This is a genomic window from Dokdonella sp. GW821-FHT11D02 (assembly GCF_058808595.1).
In genome coordinates this window covers 2,324,857-2,345,717 of record NZ_CM179520.1, presented here as the reverse complement: position 1 = coordinate 2,345,717, position 20,861 = coordinate 2,324,857, and the positions used below count along the sequence as shown (strand labels likewise).

Annotated in this window: 18 protein-coding genes and 1 tRNA gene; 6 read left to right on the top strand and 13 right to left on the bottom strand. The window is 66.1% G+C overall.

Annotated features, from left to right (window positions below; genetic code table 11):
- Positions 1 to 215 precede the first annotated feature (215 nt).
- Positions 216 to 563, top strand: a complete 348-nt coding sequence (locus AC3QL3_RS09875; protein WP_492898493.1) for a 4a-hydroxytetrahydrobiopterin dehydratase — start codon at positions 216 to 218, stop codon at positions 561 to 563.
- A gap of 79 nt (positions 564 to 642) precedes the next feature.
- On the opposite strand, the gene AC3QL3_RS09870 is transcribed toward AC3QL3_RS09875, so the two are convergent.
- Together AC3QL3_RS09870 and AC3QL3_RS09865 are read right to left on the bottom strand one after the other, a co-directional pair.
- Positions 643 to 1,365, bottom strand: a complete 723-nt coding sequence (locus AC3QL3_RS09870) for an HAD family hydrolase (protein WP_492898491.1) — start codon at positions 1,363 to 1,365, stop codon at positions 643 to 645.
- A gap of 13 nt (positions 1,366 to 1,378) precedes the next feature.
- Positions 1,379 to 2,794 carry an aminotransferase-like domain-containing protein gene (locus AC3QL3_RS09865; RefSeq protein WP_492898489.1) on the bottom strand — a complete coding sequence of 472 codons (1,416 nt, stop codon included), beginning with the start codon at positions 2,792 to 2,794 and terminating at the stop codon, positions 1,379 to 1,381.
- A gap of 103 nt (positions 2,795 to 2,897) precedes the next feature.
- Here AC3QL3_RS09865 and AC3QL3_RS09860 point away from each other — a divergent pair, with 103 nt between their 5' ends.
- Positions 2,898 to 3,812: a DMT family transporter gene (locus AC3QL3_RS09860; protein ID WP_492898487.1), complete on the top strand. Its 915-nt coding sequence runs from the start codon at positions 2,898 to 2,900 to the stop codon at positions 3,810 to 3,812.
- On the opposite strand, the gene AC3QL3_RS09855 is transcribed toward AC3QL3_RS09860, so the two are convergent.
- Positions 3,757 to 4,656, bottom strand: coding sequence for an RluA family pseudouridine synthase (locus AC3QL3_RS09855; protein ID WP_492898904.1), 900 nt, complete (start codon positions 4,654 to 4,656; stop codon positions 3,757 to 3,759). The genes AC3QL3_RS09860 and AC3QL3_RS09855 overlap by 56 nt on opposite strands.
- 583 nt (positions 4,657 to 5,239) lie before the next feature.
- Between AC3QL3_RS09855 and AC3QL3_RS09850 the strand changes: the two genes are divergently transcribed.
- Positions 5,240 to 8,368 (top strand): Rne/Rng family ribonuclease, encoded by a 3,129-nt coding sequence (locus tag AC3QL3_RS09850; RefSeq protein WP_492898485.1) that lies wholly within the window; start codon positions 5,240 to 5,242, stop codon positions 8,366 to 8,368.
- A gap of 50 nt (positions 8,369 to 8,418) precedes the next feature.
- Here the strand turns inward: AC3QL3_RS09850 and AC3QL3_RS09845 are convergent, their stop codons facing one another.
- Entirely contained in the window at positions 8,419 to 9,075 is a 657-nt protein-coding gene (locus tag AC3QL3_RS09845) for a response regulator (protein WP_492898483.1), read from the bottom strand.
- 186 nt (positions 9,076 to 9,261) lie between these two features.
- Here AC3QL3_RS09845 and AC3QL3_RS09840 point away from each other — a divergent pair.
- Positions 9,262 to 9,351, top strand: a tRNA-Ser gene (locus AC3QL3_RS09840).
- 150 nt (positions 9,352 to 9,501) lie between these two features.
- The gene (locus tag AC3QL3_RS09835) at positions 9,502 to 10,137 is read left to right on the top strand and encodes a class I SAM-dependent methyltransferase (RefSeq protein ID WP_492898481.1); all 636 of its coding nucleotides are present in this window, start codon (positions 9,502 to 9,504) and stop codon (positions 10,135 to 10,137) included.
- A gap of 72 nt (positions 10,138 to 10,209) precedes the next feature.
- Here AC3QL3_RS09835 and AC3QL3_RS09830 read toward each other — a convergent pair whose 3' ends face one another.
- From AC3QL3_RS09830 to AC3QL3_RS09820, 3 genes are all read right to left on the bottom strand, one after another.
- On the bottom strand, positions 10,210 to 10,575 hold the full coding sequence (locus AC3QL3_RS09830) for a hypothetical protein (protein WP_492898479.1): 366 nt from the start codon (positions 10,573 to 10,575) through the stop codon (positions 10,210 to 10,212).
- Between the two features lie 136 nt (positions 10,576 to 10,711).
- Complete coding sequence (locus tag AC3QL3_RS09825) at positions 10,712 to 11,593, bottom strand: alpha/beta hydrolase family protein (protein ID WP_492898477.1); 882 nt, start codon at positions 11,591 to 11,593, stop codon at positions 10,712 to 10,714.
- A 3-nt stretch (positions 11,594 to 11,596) separates the two neighbouring features.
- Positions 11,597 to 12,643 (bottom strand): PIG-L deacetylase family protein, encoded by a 1,047-nt coding sequence (locus AC3QL3_RS09820; RefSeq protein ID WP_492898475.1) that lies wholly within the window; start codon positions 12,641 to 12,643, stop codon positions 11,597 to 11,599.
- Positions 12,644 to 12,836: 193 nt separating this feature from the next.
- Here AC3QL3_RS09820 and AC3QL3_RS09815 point away from each other — a divergent pair, with 193 nt between their 5' ends.
- Positions 12,837 to 14,183, top strand: a complete 1,347-nt coding sequence (locus AC3QL3_RS09815) for a glycosyltransferase family 2 protein (protein WP_492898473.1) — start codon at positions 12,837 to 12,839, stop codon at positions 14,181 to 14,183.
- A 3-nt stretch (positions 14,184 to 14,186) separates the two neighbouring features.
- Here AC3QL3_RS09815 and AC3QL3_RS09810 read toward each other — a convergent pair whose 3' ends face one another.
- From AC3QL3_RS09810 to argC, 6 genes are all read right to left on the bottom strand, one after another.
- A complete protein-coding gene (locus AC3QL3_RS09810; RefSeq protein WP_492898471.1) occupies positions 14,187 to 15,449 on the bottom strand; it encodes a glutamate-5-semialdehyde dehydrogenase in 1,263 nt (420 codons plus the stop codon).
- Entirely contained in the window at positions 15,446 to 16,567 is a 1,122-nt protein-coding gene (gene proB / locus AC3QL3_RS09805) for a glutamate 5-kinase (RefSeq protein ID WP_492898902.1), read from the bottom strand. The genes AC3QL3_RS09810 and proB overlap by 4 nt, the downstream gene beginning before the upstream one ends.
- A 115-nt stretch (positions 16,568 to 16,682) precedes the next feature.
- The gene (argH, locus tag AC3QL3_RS09800; RefSeq protein ID WP_492898469.1) at positions 16,683 to 17,981 is read right to left on the bottom strand and encodes an argininosuccinate lyase; all 1,299 of its coding nucleotides are present in this window, start codon (positions 17,979 to 17,981) and stop codon (positions 16,683 to 16,685) included.
- A gap of 63 nt (positions 17,982 to 18,044) precedes the next feature.
- Positions 18,045 to 18,443, bottom strand: coding sequence for a DUF4180 domain-containing protein (locus AC3QL3_RS09795; RefSeq protein ID WP_492898467.1), 399 nt, complete (start codon positions 18,441 to 18,443; stop codon positions 18,045 to 18,047).
- Complete coding sequence (gene proS / locus AC3QL3_RS09790) at positions 18,440 to 19,789, bottom strand: proline--tRNA ligase (protein ID WP_492898465.1); 1,350 nt, start codon at positions 19,787 to 19,789, stop codon at positions 18,440 to 18,442. Before proS ends, AC3QL3_RS09795 begins: the two co-directional genes overlap by 4 nt.
- A 49-nt stretch (positions 19,790 to 19,838) precedes the next feature.
- Positions 19,839 to 20,795 (bottom strand): N-acetyl-gamma-glutamyl-phosphate reductase, encoded by a 957-nt coding sequence (gene argC, locus AC3QL3_RS09785; protein ID WP_492898463.1) that lies wholly within the window; start codon positions 20,793 to 20,795, stop codon positions 19,839 to 19,841.
- Positions 20,796 to 20,861 lie beyond the last annotated feature (66 nt).

The window sequence follows — 20,861 nt, the reverse complement described above, 5'->3', positions numbered from 1 at the left end:
TCTTCGTTGAGAAGACGGCCGGAGTGGCCGCTCTTCTACGGACATGGACGGTCCGCAGTGGATGTTTGGAAGGTGCGGCCGGAACGGCGCTTTTCCATGGACAGGAACGGCTCCGTCGATACAGGACCAGTTTAGGTCTGAATCGATCGCGCGTCATCCGCAACTATACTTCGCCTCTCGCACGTTCCCATGCGTGCTCGCTACGAGCCTAGACGATGATCGACCTCAACTCGCTGCGCACGCAGCACTGCCGGCCGCGCAAGGGTAAGGATGCCGGCTTGTCCGCCGACGAAATCCGCGCCGGTCTCGCCGTTCTGCCGGGCTGGCAGACCGATTCGAGCGAAGGCGAAATCCGCAAGGAATTCCGCTTCGCCGACTATTTCCGCACGATGGCTTTCGTCAATGCGGTCGCTTCGATCGCTCACCGCGAAGACCATCATCCGGATCTCGAAGTCCACTACGACCGCTGCGTGGTGCGCTACTCCACCCACGATGTCGGCGGCCTGTCGCTGAACGATCTGATCTGCGCGGCACGCGTCGAGGATCTGCTGGTCGCCTCGTAAGCCGGATCAGCGGACAGTTCGAGACACCCGGCACGCTCGAGGAAATTCCCTTCGGTTTTTCCTTCGCGTACTTCGTATTTCAAGCTTCCGCTTTTTCCTCGGAGCCGCAACGCGCGACCGCCGCCGGAATCGCATTCGGCGCGTCGATCGTCAGCACGCGCGGATGGCCGCTTTCGACCGTGTGCTCCATCTCGTGTTCCCAGGTCACGTGGTAGGGCATGTGAATACCCCACCCGCCCAGCTCGATGACCGGTTCGATGTCTGAGCGCAACGAGTTGCCGACCATCGCGAAACGCGAGGCCTCGCTGCCGCATTCGGCGATCACGCGTGCATAGCTGCGGCGATTCTTCTCCGACACGATTTCGATGCGCTCGAACAAATCGCCGAGACCGCATTGGGCGACCTTGCGCTCTTGGTGGAACAGATCGCCCTTGGTGATCAGCACGATGCGATGCCGTTCGGCGACCGCCTCGATCGCGGCGCGGATGCCCGGCAGGAGTTCCACCGGATGTTCGAGGATGTTTTTGCCGAGCACGACGATGCGGTGAATGTCGGCGGCGGAGATCGCGCCGTCGGTCAGCTCGATCGCGGCCTCAATCATCGACAAGGTCATGCTCTTCGCGCCGTAACCGAACAGCGCCAAATTGCGCCGCTCGGCTGCATGCATGCGGCTGCGCACCTCGGCGTCGCCGATGTCGATCCAAGCGCCCAGAATACGCTCGAACTCGGTGCCCGCGTGCTGGTAGTAGCCTTCGCTGTGCCACAGCGTGTCGTCGCCGTCGAAACCGACCAGCTCGATCATTTCCTCATCCTCTTCAAGTCGCTCGCAATCGATCCGCCAGCCTGCCGAGCGTGCGCAGTGCCTCTTCTATTTTCGCATTCCACGGTAGACCGCAGCTCAAGCGCAGGTGATGACGATATTCATCGCGGTTGGAGAACAAATGCCCAGGCGAGGTGCCTATGCCTCGCGCCAGCGCCATTTCGAACAGCGCCTGCGCTTCAATCGCATCCGGCAGCTCCAGCCACAAAGCCATGCCGCCGGCCGGTTCGGACACACAGGTACCGGCCGGCCAATACCGCGCGATGATGTCGCGGTAGCGCTGCGCGTTCGACGCCAGTTCGCGCCGCAGCCGGCGCAGTGCGCGCTCGAAGTCGTGGTGCTCCAAATAGTCGGCGATCGCGAGTTGCGGCAGGCTCGCCGTCGCAATACTGGAGAAGCACTTCGCGCGCAGCAGCTCTGTGGTCCAGCGCGAACCGAAAACCCAGCCGACGCGCAGCCCGGAAGCCAAGGTCTTGGAAAATGAGCCGCACGTGATCACGGTGCCGCCACGATCGAAGTGGCGCAGCGGCGCTGGCCGTTCGCCGGAATACGCTACTTCGCCGTAGAGATCGTCCTCGATCAGCACGACCTCGCGTGCTGCACAAGCGGCGACGATCGCACGCTTGCCGGCGTTCCCGGTCAGACTGCCCGTGGGGTTGTTGAAGTTCGGCACCAATACCGCCGCGCGCACGGCGTGGCGCGACAGCAGTTCCTCCAAGTGCGCCGCATCGATCCCCTGACCGGCCCGGTTGCGCACTTCGACCACCTGCAAGCCGAGCGCGGCGACTGCCTGCAGCAGTCCGTAGTAGGTCGGCGTCTCGAGCAGTACGACATCGCCTGCGCGCGTCACGCTGCGCAGCGCGAGACTGATCGCTTCCATCGCACCGGCCGTGACAACGATCTCGTCCGGTTCGACATCGACGCCGCACCACGCATAGCGGCGCGCAATCTGCACGCGCAGATCGGGATGCCCCTGCGGCACGGCGTAGCACAAGGCTTCTGCGCGTCGCCGCCGCGTCACACGCGCCAAAGCGGCGGCGAGGCCCGCTGCCGGCAACAGTTCGAGCGCCGGCGTGGTCGCGTGCAGCGCCACCAGATCGGTGCGCGCGAGCACATCGAGCACACCGAGCAGGGCCGGATTACGCATCGGCCGCGGAGCGCGCAGCGGCTGACGCGGCGTCCGCTGCGGCAAGGCCGGTGCCGCGCCGCGCACGTAGTAGCCGGAACGCGGACGCGCCTCGACCAGGCCTTCGCGTTCGAGCTGCACGTAGGCTTCGACCGCAGTCGCAAGACTCACCTGTTGTTGCTGTCCGATTCGGCGCAAGGACGGCAGCCGTTCGCCGGCGCGCAGCACGCCGCGGCGGATCTGTCCGCGCAAGGATTCGGCGAGGCGTTCGTAGAGCAGGCTCATTCGACGTATCTGTATCGGTCAACTTCTATTCTAACTGCATCTGTATCGATGGCGCCGCGCCGCCTAATCTGACCTTCTGCCGCCTCCCCGAAGGTCCGATCCGATGCCTCCCGCCTCGCCCCGCGAAGTCCACACCGCCCTGCTCCAGCTCGTCGTCGCCGAAATTCTGATCGGTTCGGTCGGCGTGTTCGCGCACGAAGGCGGCCGCGATCCGATCACCACCGTATTCTTCCGCTGCGCCTTCGGCAGCCTGTTCCTGATCGCCTGGGGCGTCCTCGGCGGTCACTTCCGCGGCTTGCTGCAACAACGCCGGCTGATCGGCGCGGCTGTGCTGAGCGGCGTGCTGCTGGTGCTGAACTGGATCGCCTTGTTCGCCGGCATGGCGCGCTCGTCGATCGGCGTCGCGACGATGGTCTACCACTTCTTTCCGTTCGCGATGCTCGGCCTGGCCGCCCTTTTCTTCGGCGAGCGCACGCACCCCGCCGACCTGGCCTGGACCGCGCTCGCCTTCATCGGAGTCGGCCTATCCGCCGATCCGTTCAAGCTGATCAGCAACGCCGATGCCAGCTACCTGCTCGGCATCGGCCTGACCTTCGTCGCGGCCGTGCTGTGCGGCGCCTCGTTGCTGATGTCGCGGCGGATCAGCCGCGAGCGGCCGCTCGCCGTCGTGCTGATCCAATGCCTGACCGGCGTCGCCATGCTGGCGCCGTTTGCCGACTACGCCGGCACCTTGCACCTCGGATCGCACTGGATCTGGCTGGCCGGCCTCGGGCTCGTGCACAGCGGCATCTGCTACGTGCTGTTCTATTCGGCTTATCCGAGATTGTCGGTGGCGAAGATTGCGGTGCTCGCCTTCATCTACCCGCTGGTCGCCCTACTGCTCGATTTCGCTCTCTACGGCCATGCACTCAAGCCGGTGCAGCTGATGGGCATCGTCCTGATCGTGCTCGGCACGCTCGGGGTCAATCTGAAATGGCATCGAGCACGGCGGACAGCTCCACTGCCAGCGGCGCGCTGAAGCTGTATTGGCGATCGCCCAAGGAAAACTCGAAGCGCGCCGCGTGCAGGAATAACCGCTTCAATCCCTTATCGCGCATGGTTCGATTGAATTCTCGCTCGCCGTACTTCTCGTCCCCGGCCAACGGATGGCCTAAATGCTGGGCATGCACGCGGATCTGGTGTGTGCGCCCGGTTTCGAGCGCGACCTCGACCAGGCTCGCGTCGGCGTAGCGCTGCAACTCGCTGAAGTGCGAGCGCGACGGCTTGCCGTCCGGATCGACGCGCACCATGCGCTCGCCGCCTTGCAGCACCGACTTGCGCAGCGGCGCATCGACGGTCAGCCGCGCCTTCGGCAGCGCTCCTTCGATCAAGGCTAGATAACGCTTCTCGACGCGCCCCTCGCGAATGGCTGCCTGCAGCGCGGTCAAGGCCGAGCGCTTGCGCGTCAGCACCAGCACACCGCTGGTGTCGCGATCGAGCCGATGCGCCAGCTCCAAGGTGTCGCGTGGTCGCGCCGCGCGCAGCAGCTCGATTGCACCGAAGCTGACCCCGCTGCCGCCGTGGCTGGCGACGCCGGCCGGCTTGTCGATGACGAGGAAATCGCGATCCTCGTGAATGATCGCTGCCTCGACCCGGCTCATCTGCCGATCCGGCGGCGGCACCGTCTCGCCGCGCTCGGCCAGACGCACCGGCGGAATGCGTACCTCGTCGCCGCCGGCCACGCGGCGATCCGGCTTGGCGCGGCCGCCGTTGACGCGCACCTCGCCGGTCCGGCAGATGCGGTAGATCAGGCTTTTCGGTACGCCCTTCAGATGCCCGGCCAGGAAGTTATCGAGGCGCTGACCGTCGCGATCCGCCGGCACCGTGACCAGTTGTGGGCGCGGCGAAGGCCGCTCGGCTGCGCTCTGCGGAGTTCGCTCGTCTTCACGCGGCCTCTTGCTTGCTCGGCCCGCGGCGTCCGGCGCTGACTCCTTTCTCTCCCGCCCCGCAGACGGAGGACGGCGGCCGCGGCCATCCGGCGCCGCCTTCCTTGTCGAGCCTGCGTCGCGATTTGTCACCGAAGTACGTGTCTTCATTGAAAAAAAAGTCCGGGGCCTGTTATGCTGCAAGTGCGTGTCGCGCCGTTCCCTGCCCCATCCGCGGGAGTACGGAACAGCCAATGACGCACTCGTCCATTGCGTCCTTTCGCGCCCTGCGTTCGCGGTGACTCCATCGGAGCGCGGCGCCGGGGCGAACGGTCATCGTAGTGGCTCGGGTCGCGGATTGCTCGCCGTCGGAACGACGGCGCGGGTCCGCGGATGCGCGCAACCCCATGTACGCCGGCGCGCGGAAGCGCCGGTTTTCGAGGCGCACCTGCCGCCGTCGGCCCGCGAAATGCGGGCATCGCGCAGCGCGACAACGCGCAGCGCCGACGACAGTCGAGCGCTTACACAGGAAAAAACGACAATGAAACGTATGTTGATCAACGCGACCCAGCGGGAGGAGTTGCGTGTCGCGATCGTGGACGGACAGAACCTTTACGATCTCGACATCGAGATCCCGTCCAAGGAACAAAAGAAAGCCAACATCTACAAGGCCCGCATCACCCGCGTCGAACAATCCCTCGAAGCCTGCTTCGTCGACTACGGCGCCGACCGCCACGGCTTCCTGCCGTTGAAGGAAATCTCCGAGCAGTACTTCACGCCGGGCCTGAACCCGAACAAGGCCGGTATCCGCGAATTGCTCAAGGAAGGCCAGGAACTGGTCGTCCAGGTCGAAAAGGAAGAGCGCGGCAACAAAGGCGCTGCGCTGACCACCTTCGTTAGCCTCGCCGGCCGCTACATGGTGCTGATGCCGAACAACCCGAAGGCCGGCGGCGTTTCGCGCCGGATCGAGGGCGAAGACCGCGCCAACATCAAAGAAGCGCTGGACCATCTGCAAGTGCCCGACGAAATGGGCCTGATCGTGCGCACCGCCGGCCTCGGCCGCGACGCCGAAGAGCTGCAGTGGGATCTCGACTATCTGCTGCAGCTGTGGAAAGCGATCTCCGAAGCCGCCCAAGCGCGCTCGGCGCCGTTCCTGATCTACCAGGAATCCAAGCTGATCATCCGCGCGCTGCGCGACTACCTGCGCAACGACATCGGCGAGATCCTGATCGATCACGAGGAGCTCTATCAAGACGCTCGCGAGTTCGTGCAGCAGGTGATGCCGAACAATCTGCGCAAGCTCAAGCTGTATCAGGACACCACGCCGCTGTTCTCGCGCTTTCAGATCGAGACGCAGATCGAGAACGCGTTCGAACGCAGCGTACGCCTGCCGTCGGGCGGCTCGATCGTGATCGACCAGACCGAAGCGCTCACCGCGATCGACATCAACTCCTCGAAAGCGACCAAGGGCAGCGACATCGAGGAAACCGCGTTCAATACGAACTGCGAAGCCGCGGTCGAGATCGCGCGTCAGCTGCGCATCCGCGACGCCGGCGGCCTGATCGTGATCGACTTCATCGACATGGATTCGCCGCGCCACCAGCGCGATGTCGAGGAAAAACTCAAGGAAGCGCTCAAGCTCGACCGCGCACGCGTACAAGTCGGCCGCATTTCGCGTTTCGGCCTGCTCGAGATGTCGCGCCAGCGTCTGCGCCCCTCCTTGGGCGAATCGACCCAGATCGTCTGTCCGCGCTGCGAAGGCCATGGCCGCATTCGCGGCGTCGAATCGCTGTCGCTGTCGGCACTGCGCCTCGTCGAGGAACACGCGATGAAGGACAGCACCGGCCAGGTGCTGGTGCAGGCGCCGCCGAGCGTCGCCAACTTCCTGCTCAACGAGAAGCGCCGCCAGCTCAGCGAGATCGAAGCGCGTCATGACGTCAACGTCATCGTCGTCGCCGACGAGCAGCTGGAAACGCCGCATCTGGAAATTCAGCGTCTGCGTGCCGCCGACATCGGCGAGGAGACGCGCCCGAGCTATCAACGCACCACGCCGGTAGCGCCCAAGCCGCTGCCGACGATGCTGCGTCCGAGCGAAGAACCCGAACAGCCGGCCGTCGCCGGTGTGGTTCGCGCGACGCCAGCCCCCGAACGCCCGGAACCGGCCGCGCCGACTCCGGTCGCCGCGCCGGCACCGGTCGCCGCCAGCGGCGGCCTGCTCGCGCGCTTCGTCGGCTGGTTCCGCGCCAAGCCCGAACCGGTCTCCGCTGCGCCGACGCCGGCACCCGCCGCCCGCCCACAGACGCCTGCACGCCCGGCGCAGCAACAGCGCAACGCGCAACAAGGCAATCGCCCGGGGCAGCAGCAACCGCAGCAACGCCGCCAGGAAAACCAGGGCCAGCGACGCGACGGCCGCGGCGGTGGCGAGCAGCGCAACGAGCAACGCAACGAACAGCGCGGCGGCCAAGGCCAGAAGCAGCCTCAGCAAGCGCAACAACGCGGGAATCGTCGCGATGAGCGCAATCGCAACACCGGCGAGCAGCCTGTCGTCACCGAGGCGCGTACGTCGACTCCGCCGCCGCCTTCGCGTCAAGCCGACGCCGCACCAAAGCCGACCACCCCCGCGCCGATTCCGGCGACAAACCCCGCAGCCCCCTCGTCCGCACCAACAGCCGAGCTAGCCGCGCCCGTGCAGCCGCAGACGGCCGCGAACGCCGAGCCGAAACCTGCCGGCGAACGCGACGAGATGCGCTCGCGCCGCCGTGGTCGCCGTGGCGGTCGCCGCCGGCGTAAGGATGGCACTGCGACGGACGCAGGCGCAGTCACCGGCTCGCTGACGCAGACCGATCTCGACGTCGATTTCGACGACGAAGACGATACGCCGTCGAGTGCTGCGGCCGAAACGCCGCGTAGTACCGGCACCCCGGCTGCGAGTACCGAAGCCGCGCCCCAATCCGCTCCGCGCATCGCGGCCAGCGTCGAGCCGAAACCTGTTGTGGTGACGGCTGCGACCGCTGCGGTCAGTTCGTCCGCGCCGACGACGCCAGCTGCCGAGACGACGACCGCGCCGGTTGCGCCTGTGACTCTCCCCGCTTCACCGCCTCCAGCCGTGCAGCGTCCGGCGGCGACAACGACGTCTCCGGCCGCTCCCACAGCCGCACCCGCGGCAGCGCCTACCGGCGCGGAATCGATGACGCCGCCGCCCGCTCCGCCGGCGACCGTACAGGCCGCAGTGCGCGCGGCGATTCAGTCGATCCCGGCGACGGTGACGGCACCGCCCGCAGTGGTCGTAACGCCTTCCACACCGGCGCCGACCACACCGGCAGTGGCGACTCCGGTCGCCACCGCCGCGCAGCCACCGCTCTCGGACGCTCCAGTCAAGATCGCCGCGGCGCCGACTGCAGTGGCACCGAGCGCGCCTCCCGCGCCCAGTGCACCTGCTGCCAGCGCACCTGTTGCATCGAGCGCCGCTCCGCCCGCACCCGCGATGGAACGCGTGAAGGCGGAACCCGCCGGCAGCAGCGAAGCGGAGCCGAACCGCGGTCAGACGCTCGAACTGCCGCTGTCGCGGCCGGCTCCGACGCCGACGGAGGCTGCGCCCAAGCGTGAAGAACCCAAGCCCGCTTCCGCACCGAAGTCGGACGGATCGGAGTCCGAACCGAAGACCGACTGAGGCGAACGATGCTCGAGACTGCGCGCAGATCTGCGCGCAGTCCGATCGGATCAATCGCTCAAAGCGCGTGCACGGTTGTCGAGTACACCGTGCATATGCGCCAGATGCGACAGTGCGACCGCATTGTCGACGCCGAGCTTGTCGAACAAGCGGTACTTGTAGGTCGCCACGGTCTTCGCGCTGAGCTTGAGCAAGCCGGCGATGTTCTGCATGTCCAAGCCTTGCGCGAGCATCAGCGCGACGTCGAGCTCGCGTGCCGAGAGCGCGTCGAACGGCGAAGCCGGATTGCCGTCCAGCACGCCGAGCGCGAGCACTTCGGCCACGTCCGGCGACAGATAGCGGCGACCGCCGGCGACTTGGCGCACCGCACGCACGAGCTCCTCCGCCGCGCATCCTTTGGTCAGATAGCCGCTGGCGCCAGCCTCGATCAGGCGCTTCGGAAATGGCGCTTCGTTGACGACGGTCAGGATCACGATCCTCGTCGTCAGCTTGCTCCTGCGCGCACGATCGGTGAGCTCGATGCCGGTCAGGCGCGGCATGTGCACGTCGACCAAGGCGACGTCCGGTTTGATGCGCCGAATCAGCTCCAAACCTTGCTCGCCGTCGGCCGCCTCACCGACGATCTGAATATCCGGATACGGCGCCAAAATCATGCGAAAGCCGGTACGGACCAACTCGTGGTCGTCGACCAGGGCGACTTTGATCATGCTCCCTTTCCTCGTCCCTTACCCCGGCCGCAACACGAAATCTGCGCTCAAAATCGCATTTGCACGAGTGCATGGTTCTGCGATTTATCGGATGCACTGTAGTACGATATTCGGCCGTCCGTGAAGGACGGTCTCCAGTTCCCTCCAGGGTGCGAGTCCAGCGATCCCTGCATTCAGATCAACTCCGGAAGCGTGGCCGAGCGGTTTAAGGCACCGGTCTTGAAAACCGGCGTGGCAGCGATGCCACCGTGAGTTCGAATCTCACCGCTTCCGCCATTTGCCGCTGCAAGCTTACGGGGCAGCCTCCCCACTCTCTCCGTCCGTCCCATCGTCCTTTGCGTCACTCGATCGCACGAATACCGCTACGGATACGAATCTCTTCGTGTTAGAACTCGCGAACTCGCAACCAAAGAGCAAGCCAGCGACATGAGCACGACGAGCGACGCGCATTTCTGGGATCGCACATCAAGGAAGTATGCGCTGGCCGCGGTCGCAGATCCGGCCGCCTACGAGCGCACGCTGGAGCGAACCTCCGCCCTCTTGCGACGCAGTGACGAAGTACTGGAACTGGGCTGCGGAACGGGCACGACGGCGCTGCGACTCGCGCACGGCGTTCGGCACTATGTTGCGACCGACATCTCTGCCGCAATGATCGCGATCGCCGAGCAAAAGCACGCCGCGGCGCCGAGTCCGAACCTGACTTTCCGCGCCGCGACCGCCGAAACGCTAGCCACAGACACGGCGTCGTTCGACGCAGTACTCGGCTTCAACTATCTGCACTTGGTGCGCGATTTGCCCGCGACTTTGCGCTGCATTCACGGCCTGCTCGCGCCGGGCGGCTTGCTCGTCTCCAAGACGCCCTGCGTCGGCGAGATGAACCCGCTCATCCGGCTCGCCTTGCCCATGATGCGCGCGATCGGCGCAGCACCCTATGCAGGCGTATTTCGGGCAACGGATCTGCAACGGCAGCTGGAAGCCGCGGGTTTCGTGATTCTCGCTATGGAAAATCACGCGACGAAGGGCAATGACAATCGCCCCTACATCGTCGCTCGCAAGAAGTAGCTCGCTGGCCGCCGATCGGATTGGGCGCTACAGAAATGAACGGCTGGAGGCGCCGTTCGACTGCACTGCGAATCAGCGGCTCGCCGTCTTGCGTTCGGCACCGCGGCCGCCCTTGCTCGAAGGTCCGGCAGAAGGCTGCGGATCGAGATCGTTGAGCAGCGCACGCAAGTCGACCGAAATCGTCGAACCGTTGCCGCCGAGATCGAGCGCACCCATCGCACGCTTGGACAACGCAGCGCGATCGAGGTACAACTCGCGATCCAACTCCGGCGGACGTACCGAGCTGCACAGATTCCGATTGACACGCAGCAGGCTGGTGCCGGAACGCTGCCAGGGATGGTCGGGCGAGAGCCGCTTGACCATCACGCTTTCCAGTTTGACGACGACCGTGTCGCCATTCATTTCGGTACAACGACCAATGCCGATATCGTAAGACATAGCAATCCTCTTCAACGGAATTTCCCGAATCGGGCGACCGCTGCGCCCGATCCAAGGCACGCGAAACGTGAAGTTTCGCGTGGTAACTCGCGATTATGACAGATTTGCCAGTAAGATTTCGTTATTCGACGCTGACTTAGCTCGAAGCCGGCACTCGAACGATGTAATCGACCATATGGTCGACGATCGCGGCGGGACTTTTCATCCAAGCAAAATGATCGGCCGCTATGCCGCCGAGATCCGGCGCCGACAGCTCGGGGGTTTCGATCTTCGCTCGTGGCATCTTGCCGAGCAGCCAAGCGAGCGAGGCCGGCGGACCGAGCCAATCGTCGCTCAACCGCAGCGCCAGCACCGGCATCGACAGAGCGGCCAGGTGTTGCTCGAAGTCCTCCGCCATGCCGACGGCGGCATATCGCCCGCTGCGGCCGCTGCGCGCCCAATCCGCGATCAAGGAGCGCGCCTCGTTGCCGCCGAAGCCGACTCGCCGGCCCGGGAAATGGCCGCGCAAAGCGGCGATCCACGGCGCCAACACGACCATCGGCCCGACCATTCGACGCCAAGGGAAACAGCGCCAATACGGCGCGCCGCTGGCGATCATCAGCAAGCCGGCGAATTCATCAGGATGCAAGGCGGCGTACAGCGAAGCGAGCTGGCCGCCGAGACTGTGCCCGCCGATCCAGACGCGCGCGTCGGCGAAGCTGCCTCGCGTGGCGGCGAGCGTGGCCGGAATGTCGAGCGTCAGCAATTCGCGATAGCCCCAATTCGATTCACGTCCGGCGCGTCGATCGCTGGAACCGATGCCCCGCCATTCGTGCAGCGCGACGGTGATGCCTCGCGCCGCCATGGCCCGGGCGAACGGCAGATAGTTGCGTGCGGCGACGCCGAGCGCCGGCAACCACACGATCGCGTCGCGCACCGTTGTGGACGGCTGCAGCAGATGCAGGTCCGCCGCCGCACCGTCGCCGGCAACGGTGCGCACGATCCGTTCTTCGATGGATGCGCCGGCGGATTCGGTCATCGGCTAGATGTAGCCGGAGTCGGGCTGCTCCGTCAACGCAGCACCTGGCGTGTCCAAAAGATCGGCGTCGTGCCGCCAAAACGTGCGATCGAAGATCAGCAGCCGCGGATCGCGCCGATGAAACTTCGCGTAGACCGCCTGCGGCACAGCGTCGAACGTCGGCAAGACGATCCGCAACTCCCGAGCCCCATACTCGAAAGCGTATTCGCGTCCGAGGCGATCGACGATCCGCGCCGTGTGCGGCCGGCGCGGCGCGGCTGCCGAGATGCGCACGACTTCGTCGCGCAACGCGATCAGCAACAGCAGGTCGTACCGCCCCAGCGAAGACGCCGGGTAAGCGATGCGCAGCGGTGACCATGCTCCGATCGGCGGCACCGTTGCCGCTGATGGTTCGAAGCGATTCGGCAAAGCCGCCAAGGCGAGCAGGCGTTTACGGCTGAGCGCCAGTTGACTCGCATGCGCCGCCATCGCTCTCTGCTTCGCTTGCGCATCGCGCGGCGGAACCGAGAGCAAGCGAGCGTCGGCGTGGAGTTTTTCGCCGTGAACGACATAGCCCAGGCGCGAGCAGCGCAGACCGCTGCGCAACAGCGCGAGATCGGCGATGACGCGCAGAGCGCTGTGGTCGGGGTGGCGGTCGGCCAGCGTCGGGGCGACCAGATGCGTCGGCGCGAAGCGCACGATCTCGTCGGTCAAGGTCGCAATCGGGGCGTCGTCGCGCATCAGCAAAGCGGTCAAACCCTGATCCGGCCAGCCGAGAAAGCGCGCCGCAGCCGCATCGCCGACGCCGAGCTGCTGCAGCGCCGCCCGCGCCTCGCCGCGCCGTCGCGCGCCCCAGCGCGCGCGTTCGTGCGCGCCGATGCGCCAGCGCCGTTCCAGCCAGCGTTGCGGCCAGGGATTGTTGTCGCCGTCGGTGGCGAATACGACGCGCAAGGTCGCTCCGGCCGCCAAGGTGGTCTGGATCAAATCGCCAGCCGCCAAGGTTTCGTCGTCCGGATGCGGCGCCAGCACGAGGACGCGATCCTGTGCCGAAATGTCCATTTCTGCCGTCATCGACGACCCGCCCGCTCCGTATCGAAGTGACGCCGTCCGTGCGGCGCATACACAAGATTAACGTAAGCACGCCCCGGTTGATCCGCCAGCATGCCGTTGAAAAGACCCATCGCGGCATTCATCGATGGTTACCGCGGCGGCAGGAAAGATGCCTGGCCGCTTTTTTTTGCAGACAGGCTTGCGGGCAGATTCGATGAACGACAGCGACACCGGCGTGACACGCCTGCACGAATACCGCGACCAACCCGGAGATCACCTCTACCGCGCAGCGATCCTGTTCGGCTTTGCCGCGGTGTTGTACGTCAGCTGGCGCTATCCGCTCTTTCACGGCGTGGTGCGTTCGGCACGCCATCACGAATGGGGGCGCTACGTGGTCGGCCCCGCCTTCGCATGGGCTGGCCTCGGTCTGCTGATGCTGGCTCTGCGCACCGTACTCTGGTTTCGCTATCGCACACCGCCGCTGGCGGATTTCGACTCGGCGCCGACCATGACGGTGGTGATTCCCGCCTACAACGAAGGCGCGATGGTGGCGCGCTCGATCGCCTCGGTGGCGCAGGCGCGCTATCCACGCGAGCGGCTCGAGATCTTCGTCGTCGACGACGGCAGCAGCGACGATACCTGGCAGCACATCGAACGCACCGCGGCGGACTTTCCCGGCCTCGTCACCACCCTGCGCTTTCCCGACAACCGCGGCAAACGCGCCGCGCTCGAGGCAGGTTTTCGGCGCGGCCGTGGCGACGTCGTGGTGACGATCGACTCGGACAGCGTGATCGAACCGGACACCTTGCTCGCGATGGCCGGCCCATTCCGCGACCCGAAGGTCGGCGCGGTGGCCGGCAAAGTCAGCGTGTTCAACCGCGCCGACGGTTGGATCCCGCGCATGTTGAAGGTGCGCTTCGCGCTGTCGTTCGATTTCCTGCGCGCCGTGCAGAGCACTTACGGCACCGTCTACTGCTGCCCCGGAGCGCTCGCTGCCTACCGTGCCGACGTCGTACGCCATGTACTCGATGCCTGGATTCGCCAGCGCTTCCTTGGCCGCGCCTGCACCTACGGCGAAGACCGCGCGCTGACCAACGACATCCTCAATCAGGGTTACGACTGCGTCTATCAGCGCGCCGGCGTGGTGCACACCTTGGTGCCGACCACCTACCAACGGCTGTGCAAGATGTACCTCCGCTGGGACCGCAGCTACGTGCGCGAGGAGCTGCGCTTTCTTGGCCGCGTGGTTTGGAAGCGCCCGCCGATGGCGCGCGCGATGGCGCTGGCTGAATTCGTCGTCGGCAACCTGCGTTTTCCGGTTGCGTGGGCGACGCTGTTGCTGTTGATCGCCCTGATTCCGCTGCAGCCGGAAATGCTGTTGCGCTTCTTCTGCGCCTTGCTGCTGATGTCCGCGCTCCACATGCTGTACTACCTGCGCAGCGAGCGGAATTGGGATTTCGTCTACGGCATCGGCTACGCGTTCTTCTCGACCTTCGCGTTGTTCTGGATCTTCCCGTACGCGTTGTGCACCGCGCGCGCGCAAGGCTGGCTCACGCGCTGAGCCTCAGCGCAGAGGCTGATGCCGGACCTGCCCGGCCCCGCGCACCACGAAGCGCTCGATCGTCAGCGCCTCCGCGCCCATCGGACCGTAGGCGTGCAGACGCGTGGTCGAGATGCCGATTTCGGCGCCGAGCCCGAGTTCACCGCCGTCGCTGAAGCGCGATGACGCATTCACCATCACGACGGCGGAACGCAGTGCAGCGACGAAAGCGTCCGCCGTCGCGCTGTCGCGCGTGGCGATGACTTCGGTGTGATCGGAGCCATGACGGCGGATGTGTTCGATCGCCGCATCGAAATCGTCGACCACTCGCACGGCGATGATCAGGTCGAGGAATTCGGCTGCGTAGTCGGCTTCAGTCGCCGCAACGACATCAGACGCCAACGCGCGCGTGCGTTCGCAGCCGCGCACTTCGACACCGCGTTCGCGCAACGCCGCAAGCGCGAGCGGCGCGAACGCCGGCGCGACGTCCGCATGCACGAGCAGGGTTTCGAGCGAGTTGCACACCGCAGGCCGCGTCGTCTTGCCGTCGATCAAGAGGCGCAAGGCGAGGTCGAGGTCAGCACTGGCGTCGACGTAGAGATGACATACGCCTTGGTAGTGCTTGATCACCGGCACGCGCGCGTGCTCGGCGACGAACCGGATCAGACTCTCGCCTCCTCGCGGGATCGCCAGATCGACTAGATCGCTCAGCTGCAACAGTTCGAGCACGGTTTCGCGGCGCAGATCCTCGATCAGCGTGATCGCCGCTTCCGGCAGACCGCTCGCGCGCAAAGCGTCGCGCAACGCCGTCGCGATCGCGCGATTGCTGTGAAACGCCTCCGAGCCGCCGCGCAGCAGCACCACATTGCCGGCCATGAAGCACAACGCCGCCGCATCGGCAGTGACGTTCGGGCGCGCCTCGTAAATCATCGCGATCAAACCGAGCGGAATGCGCACGCGCTCGACCTGGATACCGTTCGGCCGCGTTTCGCATCGCGTGACCTGGCCGACCGGATCGGGCAGCTCGGCCACCGCGCGCACGCCGGCCGCGACTGCGGCCAAGCGCGCCGAATCGAGCCGCAGCCGATCGAGCAGATGCTCGGCACGACCTGCCGTTGCGGCAGCGCCGAGATCGAGCGCATTGGCGGCAAGGATCGCCGGCGCCTGGCGCTCGAGTTCGTCGGCCATGCGCGCCAACGCCGCGCGCTTGGCGCTGCTGGGCAGCGCAGCGATCCGCGTCGCCGCCGCGCGCGCTGCCAGAGCCAGTTCGCGTACCGATGCGCTCATGCCATCGCCTCCTCGAACGCGACCAGATCGTCGCGGCGGATTACGGTATCGCCGTAACTGAAGCCGAGAATCGCCTCGATCTCACGCGTATGCCGCCCGGCCAGCCGACGCACCTCGCCGGCGGCGTACTGGCACAAGCCGCGCGCAATCAGCTGCGCGACATCGCCTTCGACCGTGGCGATCTCGACGATGTCGCCGCGGGCGAACTCGCCGTCGACGCCGACTACGCCTCCGGGCAGCAAGGAAGCGCCGCCGAGCACGGCGCGCGCCGCACCGGCATCGACGCGCAAGCGCCCGCCGGAACCCGGCGCATGCCGCAGCCAGTACTTGCGCGCGGCGAGGCGCGAGCCCGAGGCGAGAAAATGCGTGCCGCGAAAGCGGCCTTCGGCGAGCGCAGCGACGGTCGCGGCCGCGCTGCCGTTGAACAATACCGTGGCGATCCCGGCCTTGGCCGCCTTGGTCGCGGCTTCGAGTTTGGTACGCATGCCGCCGGTACCGACGGCGCTGCCGCTACCGCCGGCCATCGCCAGCACTGCCGGTGTGATCGCCTCGACGCGATCGATCGGCTGTGCCGACGGATCGTGTTGCGGATGCGCGCTGTACAAGCCGTCGACGTCGCTGGCGATCAAGAGCAGATCCGCATCGACCAGGGCGGCGACGATGGCGGCGAGATTATCGTTGTCGCCGAGCTTGAGTTCTTCGACCGCGACGGTGTCGTTCTCGTTGATCACCGGCAGCACGCGCAGACGCAGCAGCTCGAGCAAGGTGTTACGAGCATTGAGATAGCGGCGGCGATTGCGCAGATCGTCGTGACTGAGCAGCACCTGCGCCACGGCAGCGTCGAGCAATCCCTGCCACAGACCGATCATGCGTGTCTGACCGAGCGCGGCCAGCGCCTGACGCAACACCAGTCCGCCGCCGCGCGGTGCATCGGCCGGCACACGCGAGCGTCCGGCGGCGACAGCGCCGGACGATACCAGCACGACCTCCTTGCCGGCCGCGCGCGATGCCGCGATGAACGCGGCGAGGCCGCGCGCATGACGTTCGGACAGCGCGCCATCGGTGCCGGTCAGAAGGCTGCTGCCGACCTTGAGCACCGCCCGGCGCCAGCTCGGCATCGATTGCTCAGCGAAACTCTGCGACACCGGATTCTCCGATCGGCTTTGATTGGCTGTCCTTGCGCATGTGCAAGGACAATGGATTCCCGCTTCGCGCGAATGACGGCGCGTCGTCCTAGCTTTCGTTCAATGCTTGCAGTCGTGCACGCAACGTTTCCAGCTGCAGATCCGCCGTCGCGCCCGGCGAAACGCGCGCGGCCAGACTCGCTTCCGGCGTCCTGCCCTGCCCTGCGTCGGCGGCGGCCTCACCCGCGCGCCGATACGCTTCGCGGAACGGCACGCCGGCGGCGGCCTGCTCGATCGCGACGTCGGTCGCGTACATCGACGGCTCGATCGCGGCGCGCATCGCCGCTGCGTTCCACTCCAGCCGTGCGAGCAGATCGGGCAATAGTTCCAGCGCTGCGAGGCCGCGGTGGAAACCGTGGAAGATGGCGCCTTTGGAGAACTGCAGATCGCGTTGGTAACCCGACGGTAAGGACAACAGATGCTCGATCTCGCTGCGCGCAGCGGCGACGCTGGCGTAGCTGGCGCGCATCAGCTCGACCACGTCCGGATTGCGCTTGTTGGGCATGATCGAGCTGCCGGTGGTGTATTCCGCCGGCAGGCGCACGAAACCGAACTCGGCGGTCGTGAACAAGGACAGGTCCCAAGCCAGGCGGCGCAAGTCGAGCAAGGCCGCGCCGAGCGCGTCGAGCGCGCCGATCTCGAACTTGCCGCGCGACAGCTGCGCGTAGATCGGATTGATCTGCAGGCGCGTGAAGCCGAGCGCCTGCGTCGTGTGAGCGCGATCGAGCGGCAGATTCACGCCGTAGCCGGCGGCGGTGCCGAGCGGATTGGCGTCGATCCAGGCGAGCGTGTCGCGCGCACGCTGCGCGTCGTCGATCAGGCTTTCCGCGAAACCGGCGAACCACAACGCGGTCGAGGACACGACCGCACGTTGCAAGTGCGTATAGCCCGGCAGCGGCAGCGCTTCGCGAGCGGCGCGCTCGAGACAGACCGCGGCGGCAGCGCGGCAATGCGAGGCGAGCTCACGCAACCGAGCCTTCAGCCACAATCGCGTCGCGACCAGGATCTGATCGTTGCGGCTGCGTCCGCTGTGCACCTTGCGGCCGGCGTCACCGAGTCGTTCGGTCAAGCGCGCTTCGATCGCCGAATGACCGTCCTCGTAGCGTTCGTCCAGTACGAATCGAGCCGCGCGGAAATCCTCGGCCAGCGCATCGAGTTCGCGCTCCAGCGCGGCGGCTTCTTCTGCATCGAGCAGACCGATCTTGGCCAGTCCGCCGACATGCGCCTTGCTCGCCTCGATGTCGTGCAGGAAGAACTCGCGATCGAGCACGACGTCGTCGCCGGCGAGGAAGCGCATGATGCGTTCGTCGGTACGCGTGGAGGATTTTTGCCAGAGCAGGTCGGTCATTGGGGAGAGCCGGGATTCGGGATTCGGGATTCGGGATTCGGGATTCGGGATTCGGAGGAGAGCCTAACGCGTGCTCGTCGCCATCGCTGCGGTCGGAGTGGCGAGGCGCCGCTCCAGCTCGGCCAGGCTGTTGACGAACCAGATCGTGGAGCCGCGATTCGTCTCGCGCACGAAATCGCGCAAGGCTTCGCTGGCGGCGAGCTCAGTCGACAGGTCGCCAAGAATGGCGAGGCCGATGCGGTAGTTCACGAACTTCTGCGCCACCGCGCCGGCGAGGCCGCTGCGCAGGCGAAAAAAATCCGCACCCAGGCGCGAGGACGGCAGGGCAAGCCAGCTCGCATCGCTTTCCCAGGCGGCGCTGAGAAACGCGCTTACATCGGCTTCGCGTGCAAGCGTAGCGCCGTTTTCTGCGCAGACGAGCACGCGAACGCCAGCGAGATCGTGCACGGTATCGTCATTCACGACTGACGCCTCGTAGCGGATGTCCGCTCTACCAGCCGCGCGACCAGATCGTCGCGCGACAGCTCTTCGCGCTCGCCGCTCGCACGTCGTTTCAACTCGACCGTGCCGCTCGCCAGTCCGCGCGGACCGATCGCGACCTGCCACGGCAAGCCGATCAGGTCCATGTTGGCGAACTTCGCGCCGGCACGCTCGCCGCCGTCGTCGTCGTAGAGGACGCGCACACCAGCGGATTCCAGACGCGCGTAGACCTCATCGCAAGCCGCATCGACGGCGCTGTCGCCAGGCTTGAGCTGGATCAAGCCGACGTCGAACGGCGCGACCGCGTCCGGCCAGACGATGCCATTCGCATCGTGGCTCGCCTCGATGATCGCGCCGAGCAAGCGCGACACGCCGATGCCGTAGGAACCGCCGTGAACCGGTTGCGAGGATCCGTCCGGCAAGGTCACCAACGCGCGCATCGGCTCGGAATACTTGGTGCCGAAGTAGAAGATCTGGCCGACCTCGATCCCGCGCGTACGCAATCTGCGCTCGGCCGGCACTTCCTGCTCGAAACGTGCGGCATCGTGCACGTCCGAGGTTGCGGCATAGAGCGAAGTCCAGCGCCGGATCGACGGCTCCAGGTCAGCGTCGTAATCGGTCTCCGCGCCCGGCACCGGCAGATCAAGCGCGGCTCGATCGCAATAGACGTCCGACTCACCGGTGTCGGCCAATACGATGAACTCGTGCGAAAGATCGCCACCGATCGGGCCGGTTTCCGCTCGCATCGGAATCGCGCGCAATCCCATGCGCGAGAAGGTGCGCAAGTACGCGACGAACATGCGATTGTAGGAGCGGCGTGCACCGGCCTCGTCGAGATCGAACGAATAGCCGTCCTTCATCAGGAATTCGCGCCCGCGCATCACGCCGAAACGCGGCCGCTGCTCGTCGCGGAATTTCCACTGCACGTGATAGAGATTCAGCGGCAGGTCGCGATAAGAACGCACGCCGGCGCGGAAGATCTCGGTGACCATTTCCTCGTTGGTCGGCCCGTACAGGAGTTCGCGCTCGTGGCGATCGCGCAGGCGCAGCATTTCCGGCCCGTACGCGTCGTAACGGCCGCTCTCGCGCCACAGATCGGCGAGTTGCAGGGTCGGCATCAAGAGTTCCAGCGCGCCGGCACGATCCATCTCCTCGCGCACGATGCGCTCGACATTGCGCAGCACGCGCAGGCCGAGCGGCAGCCAGGCGTAGATGCCGGCGGCCTCCTGACGGATCAGCCCGGCGCGCAGCATCAACCGATGCGAGACGATCTGTGCCTCGGCCGGATTGTCTTTCAACGTGGGCAAGAAATAGCGGGAAAGACGCATGGAACACCTCGATCGGTAGGAAGGGCTGCGAACGTCGTGCGCGCAAGCGTCACGGTCGCGGAATTCCCTCCATCTCCTCCAAGCCGAAGGCGCGATTGAGGTTCTGCAGTGCCTGCGTCGCCGCCCCCTTGAGCAGATTGTCGAGCGTGGCGACCACGACCACGCGCTTACCACCCGGTGCCAGCGCGAAGCCGCCGATCTCGACGTGATGCTTGCCGGCGATCGCGCTGACCCACGGCGCTTCGTCGACGATGCGCAGCAACGGTTCATCGGCATAGAAGTCGCGATAGCGCGCGCGGATCGCCTCCACCGTCGTCGCCTGCTGCAACCACAGATTCACCGTCATCGTGATGCCGCGAAAGTGCGGCGCGACGTGCGGCATGAATTCGACCGGCAGGCCGAGCTGACGCGTCACCTCGCGCTCGTGCATGTGATCAACCAGCGCATACGGCATCAGGTTGTCGCGCAGCTTGCTCGGGTCGTTCTTGTCCGACGGCGTCGTGCCGGCGCCGGAATAGCCCGACACGCCGAAGCAGACCGGCGGTGCGGCGAGATCGCCTTTCAGCGGCGCGATCGCCAACTGCATCGCGGTCGCGTAGCAGCCCGGATTGCTGATGCGACGCTGGCCGGCGTAGCGCTCGCGCGTCAGCTCCGGCAAACCGTAGTACCAGCGTTCGTCGAAGCGAAAGTCGGCGGAGAGATCGACCACAACGGTATCGGGCTTGGCCGCATCGATCGCTGCGACGAGTTCGGCGGCCTTGCCGTTCGGCAGCGCGAGCACGACCGCATCGGCACCCTGCGCGGCGACTTCGCCGTGCGACGGATTGCGATAGCGCAGCTCGCCGTCGAACTCGGCGACGTGGTCGGCTACGCGTTGGCCGTCGAGCTCGCGCGACGAGACGAAGGCGAGCCGGAACGAAGGATGTCCCGCAATGAGCCGGATCAATTCGGCGCCGGTGTGGCCGCGCGCGCCGACGATGCCGACCGTTTGTGTCGTTTCACGCACGGGCTTTCTCCGCGTTGACCGAGATCGCGCGTGGCGAAACGGGCGACATCCGGAAGGCCGAGATAA